Below are 22,206 nucleotides of genomic sequence, written 5' to 3'. Positions count from 1 at the left end.
TTGCCTCCTTCGGAGATGTGAAAGGGGGCTTAGACGAAGATGAAGTAGGTCGCGATGCCGATGAAGGCGAGCGCCTCGGTGAAGGCGATACCGATCCACATGAGGACCTGGAGACGACCACCCAGCTCGGGCTGACGCGCGGTGCCTTCGATCGTCTTGCCGACGACGATACCCACACCGATGGCGGGGCCGATGGCTGCGAGACCGTAACCGACCGTCGCGATGTTTCCTTCAAGGGCGGCGAGAACGGTAGTTGCGTCCACGTTTGTTTCCTTCCGTTGGGTGAGACCTGGCGGGTGCCGGGCTCGATTAGTGCTCTTCTGCGACCGCGAGCTGGATGTAGACCGCGGTGAGGAGGGTGAAGACGTAGGCCTGGAGGACTGCGACCAGGAGTTCGAAGAGGGTGAAGACGAGGCCGAAGGCCAGCGTCCCGACACCCATCAGGGCGAACCATCCGCCGAGGTTCACGATGAAGAACTGCGTCGCCGCGAAGAACAGGACGAGCAGCAGGTGCCCGACGATCATGTTCATGAGGAGTCGGAGCGTCAGCGTGAGCGGGCGGATGACGAAGGTCGAGATGAGCTCGATCGGCGTGACGATGATGTACACCGGCCACGGCACCCCGGAGGGGAAGAGGGAGTTCTTGAAGAACTTGCCCGGGCTCTTCTTGATACCGGCGTAGATGAAGGTGACGTAGGACACCAGTGCGAGCACCAACGGGACACCGATGACCGAGGTACCGGCCAGGTTCAGCCCGGGGATGATGCCCGTCAGGTTCATCGCGAGGACCATGAAGAAGATGGTCGTCAGGATCGGCAGGAACCGGAGGCCGTCCTTCTTGCCGAGCAGGTCTTCCGCGATGTTGACGCGGACGAAGCCGAGCCCCATCTCGGCGAGGCTCTGCGCGCGGCCGGGGACGAGGCGCATCTTGCGCGTCGACAGCCAGAAGAACAGGAGGAGGGCGATCACCGCGATGAACCGGATCAGGATGACCCGGTTGATCGCGAAGGGCGTGCCCTCGAAGAGGATGATGTCGGGGAAGAACTCGTCGATCGACGGACCGTGGAACTCGCCATCTTCGGCGGCCATCGGTGCGATCAGGTGCACGGCGTTAGCGAACAGCACGTATCTCCAGTTTCGGGGGCGTGGAGCAGAGCTCTCGCGGCGACGAACAGGGGGGATGTCTCCTCGCCGCACGCCGAAGCGGTGCTAGTGGGAGGATTCGTTGACGAGTCTAGCAAGGAAACCCGGCCCCGACGAACCCAGGGGTGGTATTCCACGGCTATATTCCGAGCTGGGACCTCGGCTGTGCCTCGGATACCGGTTCCGGCATGCTCCCGCGCGACCTGGATGCGTCCGCAGCGTCAGCCCTGGTCGGAGTCCTGCGGCGACGCCTTCGGGAGGATGTCATCCGAGACGTAGGGCACCCGCACCTTCGCCGCCACGACGGCGTCGATCACGAGCGATCCGACGACACCGACGATGACGCTCCCGAACAGGATCGGTGCGTTGACCCACGGCTGGTCCTTCAGGATGAAGCCGAGCACGAGGAAGATGACGAACTTCACGAGCCAGCTGCCCATCACCACCCCGAACAGGATGCCGACGAAGAACTCCTGGCCGGACCAGCGGTTGGCGAAGAGGATGCTCACCGAGGTGATGCCGAGGAACACGAGCGCCATCGCGGTGCCGATGAGCGCACTCGTGAGGCCGCGGGAACCGTCGACGCTCCAGCCGACCACTCCCCCGACGACGGCGATCACGAGCGCGAGGAGCGCGCTGTACCGGAGTGCCGTGCGGAAGACCCGGTTGGCGCTCGCGTGCGAGCCGGCCTGGGCGAGAGGAGTCATGGGTGCTGGTCCTTCTTGGCGAGAGAGTCGAGGGTGTCGAGGGTGTCGCCGCTCACGGGCGCCTCGGGGTCGCGCTGCCCGGAGGCCTCGTCGAGCCGATCGTACAGCGCCGACCCGGGAGCGCCCTCCGTGCCGGCGGCCACGCGCTGCGCGAGCCGGTCGGCCCGCCTGCGGCGACCGATCGGCAGGAGCGTGAACGCCGTGCAGGTGACGACGCCCACGGAGACGAAGAGCACGGCCAGCCAGGTCGGGGCCGCGAAGAACGCCAGGCATCCGACGGAGATGACGACCGTCCAGCCGTAGAAAATGAGGACGGCGTGCACCTGGCTGTGACCGAGGTCGAGCAGCCGGTGGTGGAGGTGCATCCGGTCGGCGCTGAACGGCGACTTGCCGGCGCGGAGACGACGGAGGACGGCCAGCACGAAGTCGGCGAGCGGCACGACCAGGATGGCGAACGGCAGCAGGATCGGGATGAACGCGGGCAAGAGTTGCGTGCGGCCCAGGGCAGCCGGGTCGACCTGGCCGGTCACGGCGGCTGCGGAGGTCGCCATGAGCAGCCCCACGAGCAGCGCACCGGCATCGCCCATGAACAGTCGGGCGGGGTGCCAGTTGAGCGGGAGGAAGCCGAGGCACGCACCGACGAGGATCGCGGCGATCAGCGAAGCGAGGTTGAAGTAGTCGCTCGCCCCGGTGGAGGTCACGAGCAGCTGTGTGTAGACGAAGAACACGGTGTTCGCGATGACGGCGACACCGGCGACGAGCCCGTCGAGCCCGTCGACGAAGTTGATCGCGTTCATCACGAGCACGATGGCGAAGACCGTCATCGAGAAGGACACCCACGACGAGCCGACCGTCAGGCCACCGATGGGCAAGGAGTAGATCTGCACACCGAGCCAGGCGACGAGCCCTGCCGCCATGAACTGTGCGGCGAGCTTGATCATCCAGTCGAGGTCCCACAGGTCGTCGGCGACGCCGATCCCGACGATGAACAGGGCGGCACCGAGGATCGCCAGCACCGGCTCCGGATCGGCGAACACGAGGTCGAAGAAGGGCAGCTGCCAGGCCACGCCGAACGCGACGAGGATGCCGATGAACATCGCGACCCCACCGAGGCGCGGCGTCGGCGTCTGGTGGACGTCCCGTTCGCGGATCGGCGGGTGGAGACCGTACTTCACACCGACCCGCCGCGCGAGGTGTGCGAAGCCGAAGGTGATGCCCGCGCTCACGACGAGCACGATGAGGTACCCGGAGAACTGGTTCATGGTTCGCGCGGCTCGGGGAGCAGATCGCCCACCACGCCGCGGATCGCCTCGCGGGAGACGGCTCCATCGCGCAGGACGACGATCCGTTCGTCGGCCGTGCCGAGTCGGGTCGCGTCGATGATCGTCGACGACTGCTCGCCGCTCTCGCCGCCGTCGAGGTAGACCGAGACCGAGTCGCCGAGCATCTCGAGCGCGGCAGCGGCGGAGGTGGCGGCCGGTCGGCCGGTGAGGTTCGCCGAGGAGACCGCGAGCGGGCCCGTGTCCTGCAGGAGTTCGAGGGTCACCGGGTTCGACGGCATCCGGAGCGCGACCGTACCGGCGGTCTCGCCGAGGTCCCAGGCGAGCGACGGCTGGGCCTCGAGCACGATGGTCAGGCCGCCGGGCCAGAACGCCTCGACCAGCCGGTGCACGGCATCGGGCACGGACGCCGCCAAGGCCTCGAGCGTGTTCACACCCGAGACGAGGACGGGCGGCGGTGACTGCCGGGTCCGACCCTTCGCGTCGAGCAGGCGCTGTACCGCGGCCGGCGAGAACGCGTCGGCGGCCACCCCGTAGACCGTGTCGGTCGGGAGCACGACCAGCTCACCCCTCGCCAGGGCCGTCCGCGCCAGGCGCATCCCGGCGAGCAGCTGCGCGTGATCCTGGCAATCGAAGGTCTGCGGCATGTGGTGGGTCCTGGCTGAACGGGGCCGCCGATCGGTGATCAGTCGGCCGGATGATCGGGGTGACGACGCTCAATCATAGCCTCGGGCGTCTTCCGAGCAGTCTGGGCAGGCACAGGTAGACGGCGAGGACGAGCAGGATGCCGAGGACGGCGAGGACCTGGAAGGGCCAGGCGCCGGTCGCGACGACCACCCCGAGGAGTCCGGTGGCGAGGGTCGCGACGCTGACGACGGCGGTGGACCCGAGGTGACCGAGTCCGCCGGCGGCGAGACGCTGGTACACGTGGCTGCGATGTGCCTCGTGCAGCGGCTCCCCCCGCCGCCAGCGCGCGATGATCGTCGTCCCGGTGTCCGCGACGTACACGAGGACCGGGCCGATCAGCGCGACGAAGGAGATACCGCTGAAGGCCGCGTAGATGGCGACCGCGACGAGGGAGCCGCCGAGGAGGTAGCTGCCGACGTCGCCCAGGAACATCCGGCGCCGAGCGAGGTTCCACGGCAGGAACCCGAGGAACGCGGCCGCCACGACGAGGCCGGCTGCCGTGACGCCCGGGAGACCGGCCACGGCGCCGAGACCGGCGTAGAACCCGCCGACGACCGTGCCGTGCATCGAGGAGATGCCGTTGACGCCGTCCATGAAGTTCGCGATGTTCGTGTAAGCGACGAGTGCCAGGATCCCGAGCGGGATCCACCAGAAACTCGCGGCCATCGACACGACGAGCACCCAGGTCGCCACGAGTCCGAGCACGACCTGCAACCCGAAGCGCACCCGGACGGGGAGTCCGCGGACGTCCTCCACGGCTCCGATGGCAGCGTTCACGACCGACACGGCGGCGACGATCCAGAGCGGCAGGCTGTGGAGCAGGACCGCCGCCGTGCCGAGACCGACGGCGACCGCGACGGCGACGCCGATCCCTCCCCCGCGGATCGTCGGGGTGACGTGCATGGATCGGTGGTTCGGGGTGTCGACGACCGACCGACGGATGAGGATCGGGCGGATGGCGAGCTGGGACAGCAGGCTCACGACGAGCGCGAGCACCCCCGCCAGGATGGCAACCGTCATTGCACCAGGTGGTGGGTGCCGGCGCCCTCGTCGGCGATCGTCTCCCGCCAGACGGCGATGTCGAGCAGTGCCGGGTCGAGCGGCTGGATCCGCGTGTGCGAGACCTTCGGGTGCTTCGAGCGGTCGGCGATCTCGTCGGTGTCGATGAGGACCTCGTGCAGCTTCTCGCCGTGCCGGAGACCGGTGTACACGATCTCGACGTCCTTGCCGGACGCGGCGATCATGCGCTTGGCGACGTCGAGGATGCGGACCGGACGGCCCATGTCGAGGATGAGGACCTCGCCCGGGTCGCCGATCGCGCCGGCCTGGATGACGAGCTTCGACGCTTCGGGGATCGTCATGAAGAAGCGGGTGACGTCGGGATGCGTGACCGTGACCGGACCGCCGGCCTCGATCTGGGCGGTGAACGCCGGGATGGCGGAGCCTCTGCTGCCGATGACGTTGCCGAACCGGACCGAGAGGTACCGTGCGTCGGTCTCCTGGGCACTCATCCAGGCGGTGAGCTTCTCGGCGATGCGCTTGCTGTAGCCGAGGACGGTCGTCGGGTTCGCGGCCTTGTCGGTCGAGATGTTGACGAAGGTGCCGACGCCGACGGCCCGCGCCGCGTTCAGCACGTTCAGGGTGCCGAGGACGTTGTTCTTCCAGGCCTCGTCGGGGTACTGCTCGAGCATCGGAGCGTGCTTCAACGCTGCCGCGTGGAAGACGACGTCGGGACGGCGGTCCTCGAAGATCTCCATGAGCGACGGGAGGTCGCGGATGTCGGCGAGCACGACCTCCTTGGTGTCGAGCAGACCGTGTCCGGAGATCGAGAGCTGCGTGGTGTGGAGCCCCGTCTCGTCGCGGTCGAGCAGGACGAGCTCCGCCGGGCCGAACTGGTTGACCTGACGGGCGATCTCGGAGCCGATGGATCCGCCGGCACCGGTGACGAGCACGCGCTTGCCGGTGAGGTACCCCGCAATGCTCTCGACCTGCAGGTCGACGGTGTTGCGGCCGATGAAGTCCTCGACGTTGAGGTCGCGCAGGCTCGGCGCGCTCTCGCCCGTCCCGGGAGCCAGCATCGTGTCGATGGGCGGCACGACGAGCACCCGGAGCTTCGCTTCGTCGGCTCGCTCACTGACCTGGCGGATGAAGTCGTTGTCGACGTCCGCGATGCTGATGATGAGCGCCTGCGCCCCGGTGCGCTTGACGGCCGCCACCAGGTCGGCTCCCGTGCCGACCACGGCGACGGAGGCGATGCGGAAGTTGCGCTTCGAGGGGTCGTCGTCGATGACGCCCACCGGGAGGTAGGGGGACTGCGGGTCGCGCATGAGCCGAGGGATGATCGACATCCCGAGCGCACCGGCTCCGTAGACGAGGACGCGCTGCGCCTCGATCGGCCGGCTCCGGCTGTCGACGAAGAGTCGCTTGACGTAGCGCGTGATGCCCATGAAGACGATCGCGAACGGGAACGCGATCACCGTGGTGGACCGTGGAACCCCCCACGCGACGCCGAACACCGCGTTGACCGCGATGAGGATCGCGGTGACGATCAGCGCGACGACGATGAGCTGTTTCGCCTCGTAGAAGCTGCCGAAGCTGTGCAGGCCGTGGTAGTAGCTCCACAGGTAGGCCACGACGAGCTGGGCGACCACGGCGATGACGCACAGGAGGACCGTCCCGACGAGGGCCACGCGCTCGTACTCGAGCTCGAACCGGACGAGCTGGGCGACCACGATGGCGAGCACCCAGCACAGTGCGTCGAGGGCGGTCTTCGCGGCGAAACGAGGACCGGGCGCCTGCGTCCATCTACGGGGGGCGTCGGGGAGCGTGGAGGTCATAACGTGTCGATCCTACCGATCGCCGGCTTCGCGTTGGCTGCGCACGGACTGCGCGTCGGGGCCGGGCGCACCGCGCTCCGCGGCGAGGGCTGCGATCGAGGACCGGAGACCGTCGTCCGTCGCCGTCGGCATGCGCTCGTGCCCCAGTGCACCGAGCAGTCGGGCTCCGGAGACGCGGTAGTCCTCGGTGAGCTTCGCGAGACGCCCGGAGTTGAGCGGCACGGCGGGGACGCGATCGCCGACGGCGGCCGCCAGCCGGACGAGTGCCGGCGGCAGGGCAAGGCGACGGACCCGGCGACCGGTGACCTCGGCGATGAGGCTGACGAGGTGCCCCGTCGACACGGGCTCGTCGTCGGCGACGAGGTAGACACCCGTCGTGACGGCGGGCGTGTCGATGATGCTCGTGATCGCCCACGTGAGGTTCTGGATCGACACGAAGCTGCGCTCGTTGCGGAAGGCGTCGAGCGGGTACGGGATACCGCGGGACAGCAGGCCGAAGAGGAGGCGGAGGTTGCCCTTGTCCCCCGGCCCGTGCACCATCGTCGGACGAAGGACGATCGTCCGGCGACCGGCAGGGGGCTCGACGGCGAGCAGGAGCCGCTCGGCCGCGAGCTTCGACTTGCCATACGGGGTCACCGGGTGGGGCTCGGCGGACTCGTCGAGCACACCGTCGACCGTCGCCTCGTTCACCGCGGCGACGCTGCTCAGTTGGATGAAGGTGGTGGCGTCCGACGCCAGGAAGGCGACGTACGCGCGTTCGGCGAGGTCGGTGTTGATCCTCCGGTACACCTCGGGAGAGGCGGTGCCGTCGAGGTCGTGCGCCTTCCCGGCGAGGTTCACCACGACGTCGACGTCCGCCGGGAAGGGCTCCCCCGTCCACCCGCGCAACGAGAACGGCACGACCTCGTGGCCGGCCGCCTCGAGGACGGGGACGAGGTTCGTCCCGATGAAGCCGGTCGCACCGGTCACGAGCACCCGGCTCATCGTCCGAACCATCCCCACGTGCGGAAGTACACGAAGGCCCCCTGGATCGAATACCACATCAGCTTCCGGTTGTGATGCGAGCCCTTCGCGAAGTGGTGGTGGATCGTCGCGCCGGGGTAGTACGCGGTCCGGGACACCTGGAGGAAGCGACGGGTGAGGTCGGCGTCCTCGATGTACATGAAGATCCGCTCGTCGAAGAAGCCGACGCGGTGCAGGGTCGAGGTCCGGAGGAACATGAAGCACCCCGAGAGGTAGGGCACGTCGAACATCGTCTTGTTGTAGTCGTGCGCCGGGTTCTCGTCGATGTCGCGGTACTCGTAGCGGGCCATGCGCTTCGCGACGAGCGGCTTCAGCGGACCGGGCAGGAATCGGCGGGCGAACAGGTCGAAGACGGAGGGGTTCCGCTTCACCAGGTACTGGAGGGATCCGTCGGGGTACAGCACCTTCGGCATGACGTGCCCGACCTCGGGGTGCTCGAGCATGAACTCGTGGAGCTGCTCGATCGCCTCCGGCTCGAAGTACACGTCCGGGTTGACCACCATGTGGAACTTCGAACGCCCGAGGACCTTCGCGATCGCGAGGTTGTGGGCGGTGCCGAAGCCGGGGTTCGAGGGGTTGTGCAGGTACTCGACCCGCGGGTCGGCCGCGAGGTCGCGGAGCTCGTCCGTCGGCGAGTTGTCGACGAGGTACAGCGTCTCGACGAGCGGGCTCCCGAGGGTCGAGTCGATGGCCGCACGCAGCTTGTCGCGATCGTTCCGGTACATGACGATGCAGGCGGTCACAGGACGGTCCACGGTTCACCCTCTCCGGCGGCGGGGACGGCACCGCCGAGGCACGACGGACGTGGGCCCGACGCGCCTGGTCAGTCTACGTGCTGCCCGCGTCCGGTCCTGGGAGCCCGGGGCCGCATACTGGAGTGGTGCCAGAGCGTGTGTTCTTCTTCGACTGCGACAAGACCCTGTACGACTACGACTTCCGGAAACGCCTCCCGGCGCTCTCCCGGTTGACGGGCGTGAGCCAGTACCGGCTCGCGAAGCAGTGGTGGGTCGGCGGCCACGAGGCCGCGGCCAACATCGGCGAGTACCCGACGAGTGACGACTATCTGGCGGTGTTCGCCGAGGTCACCGGGTACCCACTGTCACTCGAGGAGTGGCGCGAGGCCCGTGCGGCGGCGATGACCCCGGTTCCCGGCGTCCTGGCCACCCTCGCCCGTGCCGCGACCCTCGGCACGGTCTCCCTGCTGTCGAACAATCCGATCCCGTTCCGGGACTCCTTCGCGCAGCTGGCTCCCGAGGCCGCAGCCCTCCTCGGCGAGAACGACCTCGTGTCCGCCGTCCTCGGAGCGGAGAAGCCCGAGCCCCGTGTCTACACCCGCGCGCTCAGCCGGTACGGCGTCGCACCCGGCCGCACCATGCTCATCGACGACTCCGCGGCGAACTGCGCGGGCGCCGAGGCCGTGGGGATGCACGCGTTCCAGCTGACGAAGGACGCCTCAGGTGCCTTCGACGTCGCAGGACTCGACGCTGCGGTCGACGCCTTCGTGGCGGCCACACCCTGACTCGGCCCACCGGCCGATGCGTCCCACCGGCCCCTGAACCGAACCATCGGTCCCTGAGCCGACCCATCGGTCCCTGAGCCGAACCATCGGTCCCTGAGCTTGTCGAAGGGCGGCGGATCCACGGCTCGGACTCGCCCTTCGACAGGCTCAGGGACCGGAAGAGGGGCCTCCGGAGCTGAGAAGCGCGGGCTCGACGCGTCAGCGGATCGCGATGGTCGTGCGGTCGCGGGTGGTGAGGTCGCGGTGGGTCGCCGCAGCGTGCCAGCCGTCGGCCGTGAGCAGCTCGCGGATGGCCTGCCCCTGGACTTCACCGTGCTCGATGATGAGCGTGCCGCCCCGGTGGAGCAGTCGCTGCGCGGTGGCGGACACCTGGCGCACCACGTCGAGACCGTCCGGTCCGCCGTACAGCGCGGCCGAGGGGTCGTGGAGACGCACTTCGGGATCGCGCGGGATCGCGTCGTCCGGGACGTACGGAGGGTTCGAGATCACGACGTCCACCGAGCCGTCGAGCTCGTGGAAGGCGTCGGCGAGGTGCTCGAAGACGACGGTGGCGTTGTCGGCACCGGACTCGGCGAAGTTCCGCCTCGCCCAGATGAACGCCTCGACCGAGTTCTCGGTCGCGTAGATCGCCGCGTTCGGGACCTCGGTCGCCATCGCCAGCGCGATCGCTCCACTGCCGGTGCCGAGGTCGACGCCGATTGGCTGAGGGATCGGAACGGCTCGGAGCGCGTCGATCGCGAACTGCACGACCGACTCGGTCTCGGGGCGCGGCACGAAGACGCCTGGTCCGACCGCGAGTTCCATCGAACGGAACGCGGCACGACCCGTGATGTGCTGCAGCGGTTCGCGCGCGGCCCGACGCTCGACCAGCTCGGCGAACACGGTGCGCTCCTCGGCATCGAGCACGCGACCGGTGATCGCCGCGGCCTGCACGGCACCACGACCGAGGCCGAGCACGTGTCCGAGGAGGAGCTCCGCGTCGACGTCGGGTGACGGCACGGCTGCGCGGGTGAGGATCTCGACGGCGTGTCGGCGCGCGAGTTCGACGGTCGCAGGGTGGCCGGCGGACGGGGTGTCTGCGGCGGCGGCGGAAGGGGTGCTGGGCATGAGCGAGGTCATCATCTGGGGCGGCCTGGTCGGGTGGGCCGCACCGAGCCTACCCCACCGCCTCGGCGCGGCGGCGGGCCGGTAACCCTCGTCGTCACACGGGACCCCGCCGATCGACCAGGTCGTAGGCTGAACCGAGCCCCGTTCGAGGAAGAGGAACACCGTGACCGGCACCGTCTACACCGACATCACCCAGGCCTACGGGCGCACCCCGCTCGTCCGCCTGAACCGCATCGCCGAGGGCGTCGGCGCGACCGTCCTGGCGAAGCTGGAGTTCTACAATCCCGGATCGAGCGTCAAGGACCGCCTGGGCATCGCGCTCGTCGACGCGGCGGAGGCCTCGGGCCAGCTGCAGCCGGGAGGGACCATCGTCGAGTCGACGAGCGGGAACACCGGCATCGCGCTCGCCCTCGTGGGAGCCGCCCGGGGCTACCGGGTCATCCTCACGATGCCGGCCTCGATGAGCAAGGAACGCCGGACCCTCCTCCGCGCCTACGGTGCCGAGCTCGTCCTCACCGATCCGACGAAGGGGATGGCGAACGCCGTGCAGGAGGCGCAGCGCATCGTCGCCGAGCACCCCGGCGCCGTCTGGGTCAGGCAGTTCGAGAACGAGGCGAACCCCGCCATCCACCGGCGGACGACCGCACCCGAGATCTGGGAGGACACCGCCGGCACGGTCGACGCGTTCGTCGCGGGCATCGGGACGGGCGGGACGATCACGGGCGTCGGCGGCTGGCTCCGCGAGCACAACCCCGACGTGCAGATCATCGCCGTGGAGCCCGCGGACTCCCCGCTGCTCAGCGAGGGTCGCGCCGGTGGACACAAGATCCAGGGCATCGGCCCGAACTTCGTGCCCGACATCCTCGACACCTCCTTGTTCAGCGAGATCATCCCGGTCGAGACCGACACGGCCTACGCGACCGCACGACGCCTCGCGACCGACGACGGCATCATCGGCGGCATGTCCTCCGGCGCCGCGGTGTGGGCAGCCCTCGAGGTCGGACGCCGTCCGGAGATGGCCGGCAAGACCATCGTCGTCATCATCCCCGACGCGGGCGAGCGCTACCTGTCGACGACGATGTACGACGACCTGCGCGACTAGGCTCGACGCATGGGAATGCTGTCGCGGGTCCGCGAGGACATCGGTGCCGCACGCGCACACGATCCGGCGGCCCGCGGCACCATCGAGATCGCGCTCAGCTACTCCGGCCTGCACGCCGTCTGGGCATACCGGCTGCACCATCGCCTGTGGCGGCGCGGCTTCCGCACCCTCGCCCGGTTCGGCTCCCAGTTCACCCGGTTCCTCACCGGGATCGAGATCCACCCGGGCGCCCGGATCGGCAGGCGGTTCTTCATCGACCACGGCATGGGCGTCGTCATCGGCGAGACGGCCGAGGTGGGCGAGGACGTCATGATCTTCCACGGCGTGACCCTCGGCGGGAAGAGCCGCGGCGTCGGCAAGCGCCACCCGACGATCGGTGACGGCGTCGCCGTCGGAGCCGGGGCGAAGATCCTCGGGCCCATCCTGATCGGTGCGGGGACCATCGTCGGCGCGAACGCCGTCGTCACCAAGGCGTGCCCACCCCGCAGCCTGCTGCTCGGTGTCCCGGCGGTCGAGCGCCCGCGCGGGAGCGGCACGCACGGTCTCGCGTTGCTCGATCCCGAGTACCACATCTGATCCGCGCGAGGTGAGGCGGTCCGTCGTCCACGCCTCCCCCGGACGACGATCTCCCGCATCCCACCCGCACCCCGTTCCTCGAGAGGTCCCAATGAGTCTCATCCGCCTGCACGACGTCACCGTCCGGTTCGAGGAGCGCCCGGTACTCCGCGACGTCTTCTTCCGGCTCGAGCCAGGCGACCGGGTCGGGCTCATCGGCCGGAACGGCTCCGGCAAGTCCACCCTCCTGAAGCTCGCGCTCGACCAGCTCCAACCGGACTCGGGCACCGTGACCATCGAGGACGGGACGCGGATCGGGTACTTCTCGCAGTTCTCGGAGCTCGACGGCAGCGCCACCATCACCGAGGTCCTCGAAGGACTCTTCGGTCACATCCACGCCATCGAGGCGGAACTCGCATCCATCGACGCCGCGATCGCCGCCGACCCGAACGACCTCGACGGGATGACGAAGCTCATCGAACGGCAGGCCGAGCTCTTCGAGGAGATGGAGCGCCAGGACGGTTGGGACTACCAGCGCCACATCGACACCGCCCTCACCACACTCGGCTTCGACGCCGCGCGCCGCGTGCTCCCCATCGACTCCCTCTCCGGCGGCTGGCGCAACCGCGCGGCGCTCGCGAAGATCCTCCTCGAGCGCCCGGACGTCCTGCTCCTCGACGAGCCGACGAACTTCCTCGACGTCGCGGGGGTCGAGTGGCTCGAATCCTGGTTCGGCTCGTTCCGCGGCGCGGCCATCGTCGTCTCGCACGACCGGACCTTCCTCGACGCCGTGGTCACCCGCATCGTCGAGGTCGAGAACTTCCACCTCCACGAGTATCCCGGCAGCTTCGACGAGTACGTCGTCCAGAAGCAGTTCCGACTCAAGAGCCTCGAGGCGCAGTTCGTCCACGAGTCCGAGCTGCTCGCCTTCGAGGCCGAGGGCATCTCGGACCGTCGCGAGGCGGCCAAGGCCGCCGGGAAGAAGGACCTCTCCTCGCAGCTGGCGAAGATCAAGAAGGCCAGGCCGCCGCGTCCGGTCGACGACATCATCACCGACATCTACGGCGGCCTGCACATCAAGGACACGCTCTGCCGGATCCAGGGGCTCACGAAGGCCTACGGCGAGCACACGCTGTTCGACGGGCTCGACCTCGAGATCGGCCGCCGCGAACGCATCGTCGTCCACGGACCGAACGGCGCGGGCAAGTCCACCTTCCTCCGGATCCTCGAGGGCGACGAACGCCCCGACGCCGGTCACGTCACCTGGACCGGCGGGGTCCGATACGCGTCCTACAACCAGATGGTCGACGAGCTAGACCTCACCGACACGGTCGCGCACGCCGTCGGCGCCATGCCCGACAGCCTCGCCTTCGCGGCGACGAAGAAGTCGGTGAACCGCTTCCTCGGCATGTTCCAGTTCTCCGACGCCGACCTCAAGCAGAAGATCGGCATGCTCTCGGGTGGGCAGCGCGCCCGCGTCGCCATGGCCCAGTGCCTGCTCTCCGGAGCTTCGGTGCTCCTCCTCGACGAGCCGACGAACCACCTGGACCTCGCGAGCACGCAGGTGATGGAACGCGCACTCGTGCACTTCCCCGGCGCCATCGTCGTGGTCAGCCACGACCGGTTCTTCGCCGACAAGGTCGCGACGAAGCGACTGCGCATCGGCTGAACGACGAAAGCGCAGTCGTGGTCGTCATCCGAGCGGGATGACGACCACGACTGCGCTCTCGAGTCCTAGTCCTGGTCGCCGATGTCGGCCAGGCGTGCCTCCTCGTCGGCGGTGATCGCCGATTCGATGATCGGCCCGAGCGCGCCGTTCATGACGCCGTCGAGATTGTACGCCTTGTACCCCGTCCGGTGGTCGGCGATGCGGTTCTCAGGGAAGTTGTAGGTGCGGATGCGCTCGGAGCGGTCCATGGTGCGGATCTGCGTCTTGCGGGCAGCGCTGTCGAGAGCGGCCTGCTCCTCCTGCTGACGCGCGAGGATGCGGGCGCGGAGCACGCGCATGCCGGCCTCACGGTTCTGCAGCTGGCTCTTCTCGTTCTGCATCGACACCACGATGCCGGTCGGCAGGTGGGTGATGCGCACCGCGGAGTCCGTGGTATTGACCGACTGACCGCCGGGGCCGCTCGACCGGTAGACGTCGATCTTCAGGTCGTTCTGGCTGATCTCGACCTCCTCCGGCTCATCGACCTCGGGGAAGACGAGGACACCCGTGGTGGAGGTGTGGATGCGGCCCTGGGACTCGGTGGCCGGCACACGCTGCACGCGGTGCACGCCGCCTTCGTACTTGAGGTGCGCCCAGACCCCCTGCGACGGGTCGGTCGCGTTCGACTTGATCGCCACCTGGACGTCCTTGTATCCACCGAGGTCGCTCTCGGTGCGTTCGAGGAGCTCGGTCTTCCACCCCTTGGACTCCGCGTAGTGCAGGTACATCCGGAGCAGGTCGGCGGCGAAGAGCGCGCTCTCGGCGCCGCCCTCGCCACCCTTGATCTCCATGATGACGTCGCGGCCGTCGTCGGGGTCGCGCGGGATGAGCAGACGGCGGAGCTTCTCCTGGTTGGTCACCAGCAGCTCTTCGATCACCGGCACCTCCTCGGCGAACGCCTCGTCCTCCTTGGCGAGTTCCCGAGCGGCGTCGAGGTCCTCCTGCGTCGCCTGCCAGGTGTGGTAGGCCGCGATGATCTTCGACAGCTCGGCGTAGCGGCGGTTGATCTTCTTCGACCGTGCGGGGTCGGCGTGGACCGCCGGGTCGGCGAGCTGATCCTGGAGATCCTTGTGCTCGGCGACGAGCGTCTCAACTGATTCGAACATCGTTCTCTTCCTTCATCACCATCATGCGGCACCGGGGGCGAAACGGGACCGACCCCACCCGTTCCCGATGCCGGTGCGGCGCGGGTACGGATGGGGTCGGTCGGGACCGCTAGCGGTGGTTGTTCTCGTGTCCGTGGCTGTGCGAGGTCGGTGCGGGCATCGACTTCTGCATCTGGACGAGGAACTCCACGTTGGACGTGGTCTCCTTCAGCTTGCCGAGGACGACCTCGAGGGCCTGCTGCTGGTCGAGGCCGGCGAGGGCACGACGCAGCTTCCAGGTGACCTTGACCTCGTCGGGGGCGAGCAGCATCTCCTCGCGGCGGGTCGAGGACGCGTTGACGTCCACGGCCGGGAAGATCCGCTTGTCGGCGAGCTGGCGCGAGAGCCGGAGCTCCGAGTTGCCGGTGCCCTTGAACTCCTCGAAGATGACCTCGTCCATCTTGGAACCGGTCTCGACGAGCGCGGTCGCGAGGATCGTGAGGGATCCGCCGTTCTCGATGTTGCGAGCGGCACCGAAGAAGCGCTTCGGCGGGTACAGCGCCGCGGCGTCGACACCACCGGAGAGGATCCGACCCGAGGCGGGTGCGGCCAGGTTGTAGGCACGACCGAGACGCGTGATCGAGTCGAGCAGCACGACGACGTCGTGGCCGAGCTCGACGAGACGCTTGGCGCGCTCGATCGCGAGTTCGGCGACCGTCGTGTGGTCCTCGGCCGGCCGGTCGAAGGTGGAGGCGATGACCTCACCCTTCACCGTGCGCTGCATGTCGGTGACCTCTTCGGGACGCTCGTCGACGAGCACGACCATGAGGTGGACCTCAGGGTTGTTGATCGAGATCGCGTTGGCGATCTGCTGCAGGACGATGGTCTTCCCGGCCTTCGGCGGGGCGACGATCAGGCCGCGCTGGCCCTTGCCGATCGGTGCGACGAGGTCGATGATGCGCTGCGTGAGCTTCGTCTGCTCCGTCTCGAGACGGAGGCGCTCCTGCGGGTACAGCGGGGTCAGCTTGCCGAACTCGACGCGTGCGCCGGCCTCGTCGACGGACAGGCCGTTGACGGAGTCGACCTTGACGATCGCGTTGTACTTCTGGCGGCTGCTGCTGTCGTTGTCGCGCGGCTGACGGATGGCCCCGACGACGGCGTCGCCCTTGCGCAGGTGGTACTTCTTCACCTGGCCGAGGGAGACGTAGACGTCGTTGGTGCCCGGGAGGTAGCCGGAGGTGCGCACGAAGGCGTAGTTGTCGAGGACGTCGAGGATGCCGGCGACCGGGATGAGGACGTCGTCCTCGGCGATCTCGGGCTCGACGTCGTCGTTCTGCACGGATCCGCGACGCTTGCGGTCGCGGTAGCGGCTGCGGCCGCCACGACCCTCGGACTCGTCGCCCGGTGCGCCCTGGTTGCCCTGACCGCCCTGGTTGCCGCGGTTCTGCCCCTGCTGCTCCTGCTTGGCGTCGGCCTTCTGGCCGGCGTCGGCGTTCTGGCCACCGGTGTTCTGGTTGCCGTTGTTCTGGCCGCCGTTGTTCTGGTTGCGGCCTCGGCCACGACCGCGGCGCCCGCCGGACGACTGGCCGTCCTGCTGCTCGCCGTCCTGGGTGTCGTCGGCGTCCGTGTTCGCGGCGTCGTCGTTCGAGTCCTGCTCGGAGGCGTTCTGTGCGGCGCGGTTCTGCTCGCCGCCGGCCTGCTCGCCGGTGCCCTGCTCAGCCGTGTTCTGCTCGGCGTCGTCGGCGTTGCGGTCGCGATCGCGTCCGCGACCACGGCGGTTGCCGCGCGAACGCCTCGGCGTCTGCTCGGGGGTCGTCTCGTCGGCGCTCGGCGACTCGGCGGTCGCGGCGGTCGCGGCGGCGTCATCGGACTGCTCGGCGGGAGCCGCGTCGGCCGGAGCGGACGGTGCCTCGGCCTCGACCGGGGCGGGTGCGGCAGCCGGCGCAGCCGGTGCCTCGACGACGGGGGCGCCGACGATCGGGGTCGCGTTCGGGGCGACGGTGGCCGTCGTGGCCCGGCGGGACTTGCGTCGCGCCGGCGGGGCCGCCTTCTCGGCACCGAAGGCCTGGTCGAGCGCGAGGTCGAGCTCGGGCAGCTTGGACTGCACCGGTGCCTCCGGCGCGACTTCGAGCGCGGAGACCGACTCGATGACGTCGGCGGTCTCGGTGACCGCGGCGTCGGTGTCGGTGTCGGTGCTGTTCTGGATGGTCTGGATGGCTTCGACCAGCTCGCCCTTGCGGAGCTTTGAGGCTCCGGCCACTCCGAGAGCGGCGGCGAGACGCTGCAGGTCGGCGACCTTGAGCGTCTTCGGGTCGGCATCCAGCGAGACGCCTGAGGCGCCTTCGTTGACGTCTGTCACGTGTGTCTTCCTTCCCTTGCGTCGAGACAGAGCTGTCTCGCGCAGGCGGCGATCGCACCGGAATCCTGTGCGGCGGGTGGGTGATGTTCACACGACGCAGAGCCTGTGCGGATAGCCCGGTGCGACGACCCGGCGGAGCGCTGCTCAGCAGGATGGAAACACGGTGGGACCCGAACAGACGCGATCAATTGGTGCGAAAGCGATGATTGTGCGGAATTGCCCCGGAAGCCGATTACGCCGAAGAGGCGGGGTGGGCCGGGTGCCCTCCCACTGTAGCACCCTTGAAGTCGACCGCGAGCATGAGCGACTGCCACGGGGTGGTGGCGTGCTCGGCGACCAGCGCGGTGGCTTCGAGGCGTCGTCCGGGATCGTCCGCGAGGACGAGGATCGACGGGCCGGCGCCGGACACGACGGCGGCGAAGCCGTGCTCACGCAGCAGCGTGATGAGGGTGTTCGTCTCGGGCATCGCGGCGGCGCGGTAGCTCTGGTGGAGCCGGTCCTCGGTGGCTGCGAGCAGGAGCTCGGGGCTCTGCGTGAGCGCGGCGACGAGGAGCGCCGAACGCGAGACGTTGAACGCCGCGTCGGCGTGTGGCACGTTGGCGGGCTGCAGGCTGCGGGCGAGTTCCGTGGACATCGTGTGCTCGGGGACGAGCACGAGCGGCGAGACCCCGCGGTGCACGATGAGCTTCTTGTGCTGCGGGCCGTCGTCCGTCGTCCACGCGATCGTCAGGCCGCCGAACAGCGCCGGAGCGACGTTGTCGGGGTGACCCTCCATCTCCGTCGCGAGCCGGAGGAGGTCGTCCGGTCCGAGCTCGACCCGACCCTCGAGGAGCCCCTTCGCCGCCATGATGCCGGAGACGATCGCGGCGCCCGAGGAACCGAGGCCGCGGCCGTGCGGGATGACGTTCCGCGCGACGACGTCGAGACCGGGGAGGTCGTGGCCGTAGGCACGCAGGGCGTGGGCGATCGCGGTGATCACGAGGTTCGACGCGTCGGTCGGCACCTCGCCGGCACCGACGCCGATGACCTCCACGAACACGCCCGGCTCCTCGCGGACCGTGACGGTCAGCTCGTCGTACAGGGCGAGCGCCAGACCGAGCGTGTCGAAGCCGGGTCCGAGGTTGGCGGTGGTCGCCGGCACCTTCACGGTGACGGTGCGTCCGATCGCAAGCGGTTCGGTGTGACTCATAGGGATGCCTGCAATCTGGTGAGAGGTCGGCGAGCGACGCGGTCGGTGGTCGTGCGGTTCGGCACCTACTCGGCTCCTTCGACCCGGAGCACGGACACGACCCGCTCGACGTGGGCGTTCGAGGCGAGCTGCTCGACGGTGGCCGCGAGGGCCGATTCGAGCGCCCGGTGGGTGCCGATGACCAGGGTAGCGGTCGACAGCGTCCCGTCCGAGGAGGCCACGGACTGCTGGAAGGTCTCGACCGAGACGCCGCCGTCGCTGAGGATCCCCGCGACCGCGGCGAGCACGCCGGGTTCGTCCGCCACCTCGAGGGTGACCTGGTATCGCGTCGTGACGCGGCCGATCTCGAGGACCGGCAGGTCGGCGTGCGTGGACTCGCCGACACCGGGGCCGCCGGCGACGTGACGACGGGCCGCCGAGACGAGGTCGCCGAGCACCGCGGAGGCGGTCTCCTTGCCACCGGCGCCGGCGCCGTAGAACATCAGGCTCCCGGCGTTCTCGGCCTCCACGAACACGGCGTTGTTGCCGCCGTGTACGGCGGCCAGTGGGTGCTCCCGACCGATGAGCGCCGGGTAGACGCGGGCGGACAGGCCCTCCTCGCCGGTGGTCTCGTCGACGATCCGCTCGGCGATCGCCAGCAGCTTGATGACGTAGCCCTCGCTGCGGGCGAGGTCGACCTGCGCCTTCGTGATGCCGGTGATGCCCTCACGGTGGACGGCCTCGACGGGGACGGTGGTGTGGAAGGCGAGACTGGCCAGGATGGTCGCCTTCTGCGCCGCGTCGTAGCCCTCGACGTCGAGGGTCGGGTCGGCCTCGAGGTACCCGAGCTCGCTCGCGACGGCTGCCGCGTCCTCCATCGTGTCGCCGAAGCGGTCCATCCGGTCGAGCATGTAGTTCGTGCTGCCGTTGACGATGCCGAGCACCCGGTTGATGCGGTCGCCTGCGAGGCTCTCCCGCAGCGGCCGGATGATCGGGATCGCCGCGGCGACGGCCGCCTCGTAGTACAGCTGGGCGCCGACCTGCTCAGCGGCGTCGAACAGTTCAGGGCCGTGCGTCGCGAGCAGCGCCTTGTTGGCGGTGACGATGTCGGCACCGGCGTTGATGGCCTGCAGGATGTGACTGCGCGCGGGCTCGATGCCGCCGATGAGTTCGATCACGATGTCGGCGCTCAGGATGAGCTGCTCGGCATCGGTCGTGTACAGCTCCTTCGGCAGGTCGACGTCGCGAGGTGCGTCGACGTCGCGCACGGCGATGCCGATGAGCTCGAGGCTCGCTCCGGCGCGGGACGCCAGTTCGTCGGCGTGCTCGAGCAGCAGACGCGCCACCTGCGAGCCCACCGATCCGGCGCCCAAGAGGGCGACCTTCAGTCCGCGGTATTCGATCATTCCGTGTCCAATCCCGCATCGCGGCTGAGGAGGTCGTGCTCGGTCTCGCCGCGCACGATGACGCGGGCCGCGCCACCCGACACGGCGACGACGGCCGGGCGACCGAGGTAGTTGTAGTTGCTCGCGAGGGACCAGCAGTAGGCCCCGGTCGCGGGGACGGCCAGGAGGTCGCCGTCGCGGACGTCCGCCGGCAGGTAGTCGGCGTTCACGACGATGTCGCCCGACTCGCAGTGCTTGCCGGCGATCCGGACAAGCGCGGGGGACGCGTCGCTCACGCGATCGGCGATCCGGACCGTGTAGTCCGCGCCGTACAACGACGGCCGGGCGTTGTCGCTCATCCCGCCGTCGACGCTGACGTAGCGGCGGACGGCCGTCTCGCCCTCGTCGTTCCAGGCGACCACGACGTCCTTGATCGTGCCGACCTCGTAGAGCGTGATGCCGGCGCCGCCGATGATCGCGCGTCCCGGTTCGAAGGCGAGCTTCGGGATCCGGACGCCGTGGAGGTCTGCCGCAGCCTGGACACCGGCGAGGATGTCCGCCGCGAGCTGCTCGATCGGCGTCGGGTCGTCGGCGCTGGTGTAGGCGATGCCGAAGCCGCCACCGAGGTTGAGCTCGGGCACGGGGCCGCCCTCGAGCAGGCGCGCGTGCACGGCGAGCAGGCGGGCGGCGGATTCGGCGAACCCGTCGGACCCGAAGATCTGCGAGCCGATGTGGCAGTGGAGTCCGAGGAAGTCGAGCGAGGCGTGGGCCCGGATGCGCGTGACGGCGTCGACGGCGTCCTCGAGCGGCAGGCCGAACTTCTGGTCCTCGTGGGCGGTCGCGAGGTACTCGTGCGTGTGGGCGTGGACGCCGCTGTTCACGCGCAGACGCACCGACTGGACCCGGCCGGCGCGCTCGGCCGCTGCGGCGACGCGGTCGATCTCGGTGAGGCTGTCGAGCACGATGGCGCCGATCCCGACGCCCACGGCTCGCTCGATCTCCGCGACCGACTTGTTGTTGCCGTGGAAGCCCAGCTGGGCCGGATCGGTTCCGGCGGCGAGTGCGACGGCGAGTTCTCCGCCGCTGCAGATGTCGATGCGGAGGCCCTCCGCCGTCATCCACCGCGCGACCTCGGCCGAGAGGAACGCCTTCCCCGCGTAGTAGACGGCGACACTCGTGCCGCGGGCGGCCGCCTCACGCTCGAACGCCTCACGCAGCGTGCGGGCGCGGGCCCGGGCGTCGTCCTCGTCGACGACGTAGAGCGGCGTGCCGAAGCGCTCCTGAAGCGTGCGGACGTCGACGCCGCCGAGCTGCAGGCGGCCGTCGGTGTCGCGGGCGGCCGATGCCGGCCACACGGCTGGATCGAGCGCGTTCGGATCGACGGGCTCGGCGAGCCAGTCGGGGGCGAGGGGGTTTCTGGCCACGGGGGTGTCCTGAGTCCTGTTGAGCGGAAAAGGAGGTTCTCGTTGGGCGAGCGGACCCGGTTTGGCCCCTGAAGCACCGATTTGTAGAGCACCGATGAAGGTGGATGCGCACGGCCCGGTGGTTGGTGATCCCGGTCGTCCGCACCCATCGCCGCTCGGTTGGAACGACTGAGGTGGAACACGGGCCGGAGGGCCCGACGGCACACCTCACCGCCCGGTCGGAGCAGTGGGTGTGTGGAAAGTCTAGCGAGACGCGCGTGCCCGTGCAGCATCGTGACGTCGGGTGGCCTGCTCCCCTCCGCCGCCGGGTGGCGGGGCGAGGTTCAGTCGCAGCTGCCGAGCGTCTGCAGCGACGCCTCGTCGAGGCGGAGCGTCGTCGAGGTCAGGGTGGCGGTCGCCGCCTCCGGCGTCACTGCGAGTCCATCGAGGTCGACCCCCTCGGGCAGGTACTGGGCGACGCAGATGCTCGGCGGGTCGCCCTGCAGGAAGCCGGTCACGAGCGCCCGCAGGTCGATGACGCCGAGGAGGCCGGTGTCGACGTTCACGGACGTCGGCATGAGGTTCACGCGGTCGGCCGTGGTGGTCGGCGCCACGGAGAAGTCGTACGGGATGGTGAACCCGAGGACGGTCGCCTCACCCGCGTACCCGATCTCGTCGTCGCCGAGGGTGAGCGTGCCCGGAAGCCCGGCCGTCTTGGCGAGGTCCGCCGCTCCGGCGGCATCGATCCTGATGGTCGCCACCACCCGACCGATGGTCTGCTGCGGGTCGAGGGGGACCCGGTCCGCGCTGACCCGGAGGTCCAGCGGGACGCCGTCGACGCTCGCGTCCGGTGCACGCAGGTCGACGTGCTCGAACGTTCCGGTGAGGTACTGGGCGATGACCGAGGCACCGCCGATCGACACGGCGACGTCCGCGTCGACGTTGTCGGGCAGACTCTGCTCGATCTGCGTCGCGACGCGCTCTTCGGCGACACCGCGCACGATCGCGTCGGCGATCAGGAACGCGCCGACGAGGACGACGAGCACCCCGACGACGATGACGATCGGAAGCCAGGGACGCCTGCGCTTACCCGACGGTTGCTGCTCACTCATGTTCCGAGGGTAGCGAACCGTCGTCG

Annotated in this window: 20 protein-coding genes; 4 read left to right on the top strand and 16 right to left on the bottom strand. The window is 69.3% G+C overall.

The window, feature by feature from the left end:
- Positions 1-29 precede the first annotated feature (29 nt).
- From atpE to ACZZZB_RS17540, 9 genes are all read right to left on the bottom strand, one after another.
- Positions 30-263: an ATP synthase F0 subunit C gene (gene atpE, locus ACZZZB_RS17580; RefSeq protein ID WP_064295310.1), complete on the bottom strand. Its 234-nt coding sequence runs from the start codon at positions 261-263 to the stop codon at positions 30-32.
- Positions 264-309: 46 nt separating this feature from the next.
- Positions 310-1,089 (bottom strand): F0F1 ATP synthase subunit A, encoded by a 780-nt coding sequence (gene atpB / locus ACZZZB_RS17575; protein ID WP_175117868.1) that lies wholly within the window; start codon positions 1,087-1,089, stop codon positions 310-312.
- A 275-nt stretch (positions 1,090-1,364) separates the two neighbouring features.
- On the bottom strand, positions 1,365-1,850 hold the full coding sequence (locus ACZZZB_RS17570) for a hypothetical protein (RefSeq protein ID WP_463530374.1): 486 nt from the start codon (positions 1,848-1,850) through the stop codon (positions 1,365-1,367).
- The gene (locus ACZZZB_RS17565) at positions 1,847-3,112 is read right to left on the bottom strand and encodes an MraY family glycosyltransferase (protein ID WP_086473957.1); all 1,266 of its coding nucleotides are present in this window, start codon (positions 3,110-3,112) and stop codon (positions 1,847-1,849) included. Before ACZZZB_RS17565 ends, ACZZZB_RS17570 begins: the two co-directional genes overlap by 4 nt.
- Positions 3,109-3,777, bottom strand: coding sequence for an L-threonylcarbamoyladenylate synthase (locus tag ACZZZB_RS17560; protein WP_079707193.1), 669 nt, complete (start codon positions 3,775-3,777; stop codon positions 3,109-3,111). Before ACZZZB_RS17560 ends, ACZZZB_RS17565 begins: the two co-directional genes overlap by 4 nt.
- 73 nt (positions 3,778-3,850) lie before the next feature.
- The gene (locus ACZZZB_RS17555; protein ID WP_137243295.1) at positions 3,851-4,837 is read right to left on the bottom strand and encodes an MraY family glycosyltransferase; all 987 of its coding nucleotides are present in this window, start codon (positions 4,835-4,837) and stop codon (positions 3,851-3,853) included.
- Positions 4,834-6,654: a polysaccharide biosynthesis protein gene (locus ACZZZB_RS17550; RefSeq protein ID WP_079002758.1), complete on the bottom strand. Its 1,821-nt coding sequence runs from the start codon at positions 6,652-6,654 to the stop codon at positions 4,834-4,836. The genes ACZZZB_RS17555 and ACZZZB_RS17550 overlap by 4 nt, the downstream gene beginning before the upstream one ends.
- A gap of 12 nt (positions 6,655-6,666) precedes the next feature.
- A complete protein-coding gene (locus ACZZZB_RS17545) occupies positions 6,667-7,638 on the bottom strand; it encodes an NAD-dependent epimerase/dehydratase family protein (RefSeq protein WP_463530373.1) in 972 nt (323 codons plus the stop codon).
- Complete coding sequence (locus tag ACZZZB_RS17540) at positions 7,635-8,432, bottom strand: glycosyltransferase family 2 protein (RefSeq protein ID WP_463530372.1); 798 nt, start codon at positions 8,430-8,432, stop codon at positions 7,635-7,637. The genes ACZZZB_RS17545 and ACZZZB_RS17540 overlap by 4 nt, the downstream gene beginning before the upstream one ends.
- A gap of 125 nt (positions 8,433-8,557) precedes the next feature.
- Here ACZZZB_RS17540 and ACZZZB_RS17535 point away from each other — a divergent pair, with 125 nt between their 5' ends.
- Positions 8,558-9,196 carry an HAD-IA family hydrolase gene (locus ACZZZB_RS17535; protein WP_240044036.1) on the top strand — a complete coding sequence of 213 codons (639 nt, stop codon included), beginning with the start codon at positions 8,558-8,560 and terminating at the stop codon, positions 9,194-9,196.
- A 198-nt stretch (positions 9,197-9,394) separates the two neighbouring features.
- On the opposite strand, the gene prmC is transcribed toward ACZZZB_RS17535, so the two are convergent.
- Positions 9,395-10,303 (bottom strand): peptide chain release factor N(5)-glutamine methyltransferase, encoded by a 909-nt coding sequence (prmC, locus tag ACZZZB_RS17530; RefSeq protein WP_463530371.1) that lies wholly within the window; start codon positions 10,301-10,303, stop codon positions 9,395-9,397.
- A 163-nt stretch (positions 10,304-10,466) separates the two neighbouring features.
- Here prmC and cysK point away from each other — a divergent pair, with 163 nt between their 5' ends.
- The 3 genes from cysK (at position 10,467) to ACZZZB_RS17515 (ending at position 13,629) form a co-directional block, all read left to right on the top strand.
- Positions 10,467-11,405: a cysteine synthase A gene (gene cysK / locus ACZZZB_RS17525; protein ID WP_079707199.1), complete on the top strand. Its 939-nt coding sequence runs from the start codon at positions 10,467-10,469 to the stop codon at positions 11,403-11,405.
- A 9-nt stretch (positions 11,406-11,414) separates the two neighbouring features.
- Positions 11,415-11,981 carry a serine O-acetyltransferase EpsC gene (gene epsC, locus ACZZZB_RS17520; protein ID WP_192018552.1) on the top strand — a complete coding sequence of 189 codons (567 nt, stop codon included), beginning with the start codon at positions 11,415-11,417 and terminating at the stop codon, positions 11,979-11,981.
- A 91-nt stretch (positions 11,982-12,072) separates the two neighbouring features.
- Positions 12,073-13,629: an ABC-F family ATP-binding cassette domain-containing protein gene (locus ACZZZB_RS17515; RefSeq protein ID WP_194604881.1), complete on the top strand. Its 1,557-nt coding sequence runs from the start codon at positions 12,073-12,075 to the stop codon at positions 13,627-13,629.
- A gap of 65 nt (positions 13,630-13,694) precedes the next feature.
- On the opposite strand, the gene prfA is transcribed toward ACZZZB_RS17515, so the two are convergent.
- The 6 genes from prfA to ACZZZB_RS17485 form a co-directional block, all read right to left on the bottom strand.
- Entirely contained in the window at positions 13,695-14,774 is a 1,080-nt protein-coding gene (prfA, locus tag ACZZZB_RS17510) for a peptide chain release factor 1 (protein WP_463530370.1), read from the bottom strand.
- A gap of 109 nt (positions 14,775-14,883) precedes the next feature.
- Complete coding sequence (rho, locus tag ACZZZB_RS17505) at positions 14,884-17,112, bottom strand: transcription termination factor Rho (protein ID WP_463530369.1); 2,229 nt, start codon at positions 17,110-17,112, stop codon at positions 14,884-14,886.
- A 232-nt stretch (positions 17,113-17,344) separates the two neighbouring features.
- A complete protein-coding gene (gene thrB / locus ACZZZB_RS17500) occupies positions 17,345-18,301 on the bottom strand; it encodes a homoserine kinase (protein ID WP_071262436.1) in 957 nt (318 codons plus the stop codon).
- A 65-nt stretch (positions 18,302-18,366) separates the two neighbouring features.
- On the bottom strand, positions 18,367-19,686 hold the full coding sequence (locus ACZZZB_RS17495; protein ID WP_079002763.1) for a homoserine dehydrogenase: 1,320 nt from the start codon (positions 19,684-19,686) through the stop codon (positions 18,367-18,369).
- Complete coding sequence (gene lysA, locus ACZZZB_RS17490; RefSeq protein WP_463530368.1) at positions 19,683-21,089, bottom strand: diaminopimelate decarboxylase; 1,407 nt, start codon at positions 21,087-21,089, stop codon at positions 19,683-19,685. The genes ACZZZB_RS17495 and lysA overlap by 4 nt, the downstream gene beginning before the upstream one ends.
- 323 nt (positions 21,090-21,412) lie before the next feature.
- Positions 21,413-22,180, bottom strand: a complete 768-nt coding sequence (locus ACZZZB_RS17485) for an LmeA family phospholipid-binding protein (RefSeq protein WP_192006671.1) — start codon at positions 22,178-22,180, stop codon at positions 21,413-21,415.
- Between the last annotated feature and the right edge of the window lie 26 nt (positions 22,181-22,206).

Source organism: Plantibacter sp. AC185 (assembly GCF_979258065.1).
This window is presented reverse-complemented; position numbering and strand designations above follow the sequence as displayed.

Bases quoted from the DNA above. Each gene is read 5' to 3' on its own strand.
- epsC (WP_192018552.1), top strand. From the start codon at position 11,415: ATGGGAATGCTGTCGCGGGTCCGCGAGGACATCGGTGCCGCACGCGCA.
- ACZZZB_RS17555 (WP_137243295.1), bottom strand. From the start codon at position 4,837: ATGACGGTTGCCATCCTGGCGGGGGTGCTCGCGCTCGTCGTGAGCCTG.
- prmC (WP_463530371.1), bottom strand. From the start codon at position 10,303: ATGCCCAGCACCCCTTCCGCCGCCGCCGCAGACACCCCGTCCGCCGGC.
- ACZZZB_RS17570 (WP_463530374.1), bottom strand. From the start codon at position 1,850: ATGACTCCTCTCGCCCAGGCCGGCTCGCACGCGAGCGCCAACCGGGTC.
- atpB (WP_175117868.1), bottom strand. From the start codon at position 1,089: ATGGCCGCCGAAGATGGCGAGTTCCACGGTCCGTCGATCGACGAGTTC.
- ACZZZB_RS17515 (WP_194604881.1), top strand. From the start codon at position 12,073: ATGAGTCTCATCCGCCTGCACGACGTCACCGTCCGGTTCGAGGAGCGC.
- ACZZZB_RS17565 (WP_086473957.1), bottom strand. From the start codon at position 3,112: ATGAACCAGTTCTCCGGGTACCTCATCGTGCTCGTCGTGAGCGCGGGC.
- ACZZZB_RS17550 (WP_079002758.1), bottom strand. From the start codon at position 6,654: ATGACCTCCACGCTCCCCGACGCCCCCCGTAGATGGACGCAGGCGCCC.
- thrB (WP_071262436.1), bottom strand. From the start codon at position 18,301: ATGAGTCACACCGAACCGCTTGCGATCGGACGCACCGTCACCGTGAAG.
- ACZZZB_RS17560 (WP_079707193.1), bottom strand. From the start codon at position 3,777: ATGCCGCAGACCTTCGATTGCCAGGATCACGCGCAGCTGCTCGCCGGG.
- ACZZZB_RS17495 (WP_079002763.1), bottom strand. From the start codon at position 19,686: ATGATCGAATACCGCGGACTGAAGGTCGCCCTCTTGGGCGCCGGATCG.
- prfA (WP_463530370.1), bottom strand. From the start codon at position 14,774: ATGTTCGAATCAGTTGAGACGCTCGTCGCCGAGCACAAGGATCTCCAG.
- ACZZZB_RS17485 (WP_192006671.1), bottom strand. From the start codon at position 22,180: ATGAGTGAGCAGCAACCGTCGGGTAAGCGCAGGCGTCCCTGGCTTCCG.
- ACZZZB_RS17545 (WP_463530373.1), bottom strand. From the start codon at position 7,638: ATGAGCCGGGTGCTCGTGACCGGTGCGACCGGCTTCATCGGGACGAAC.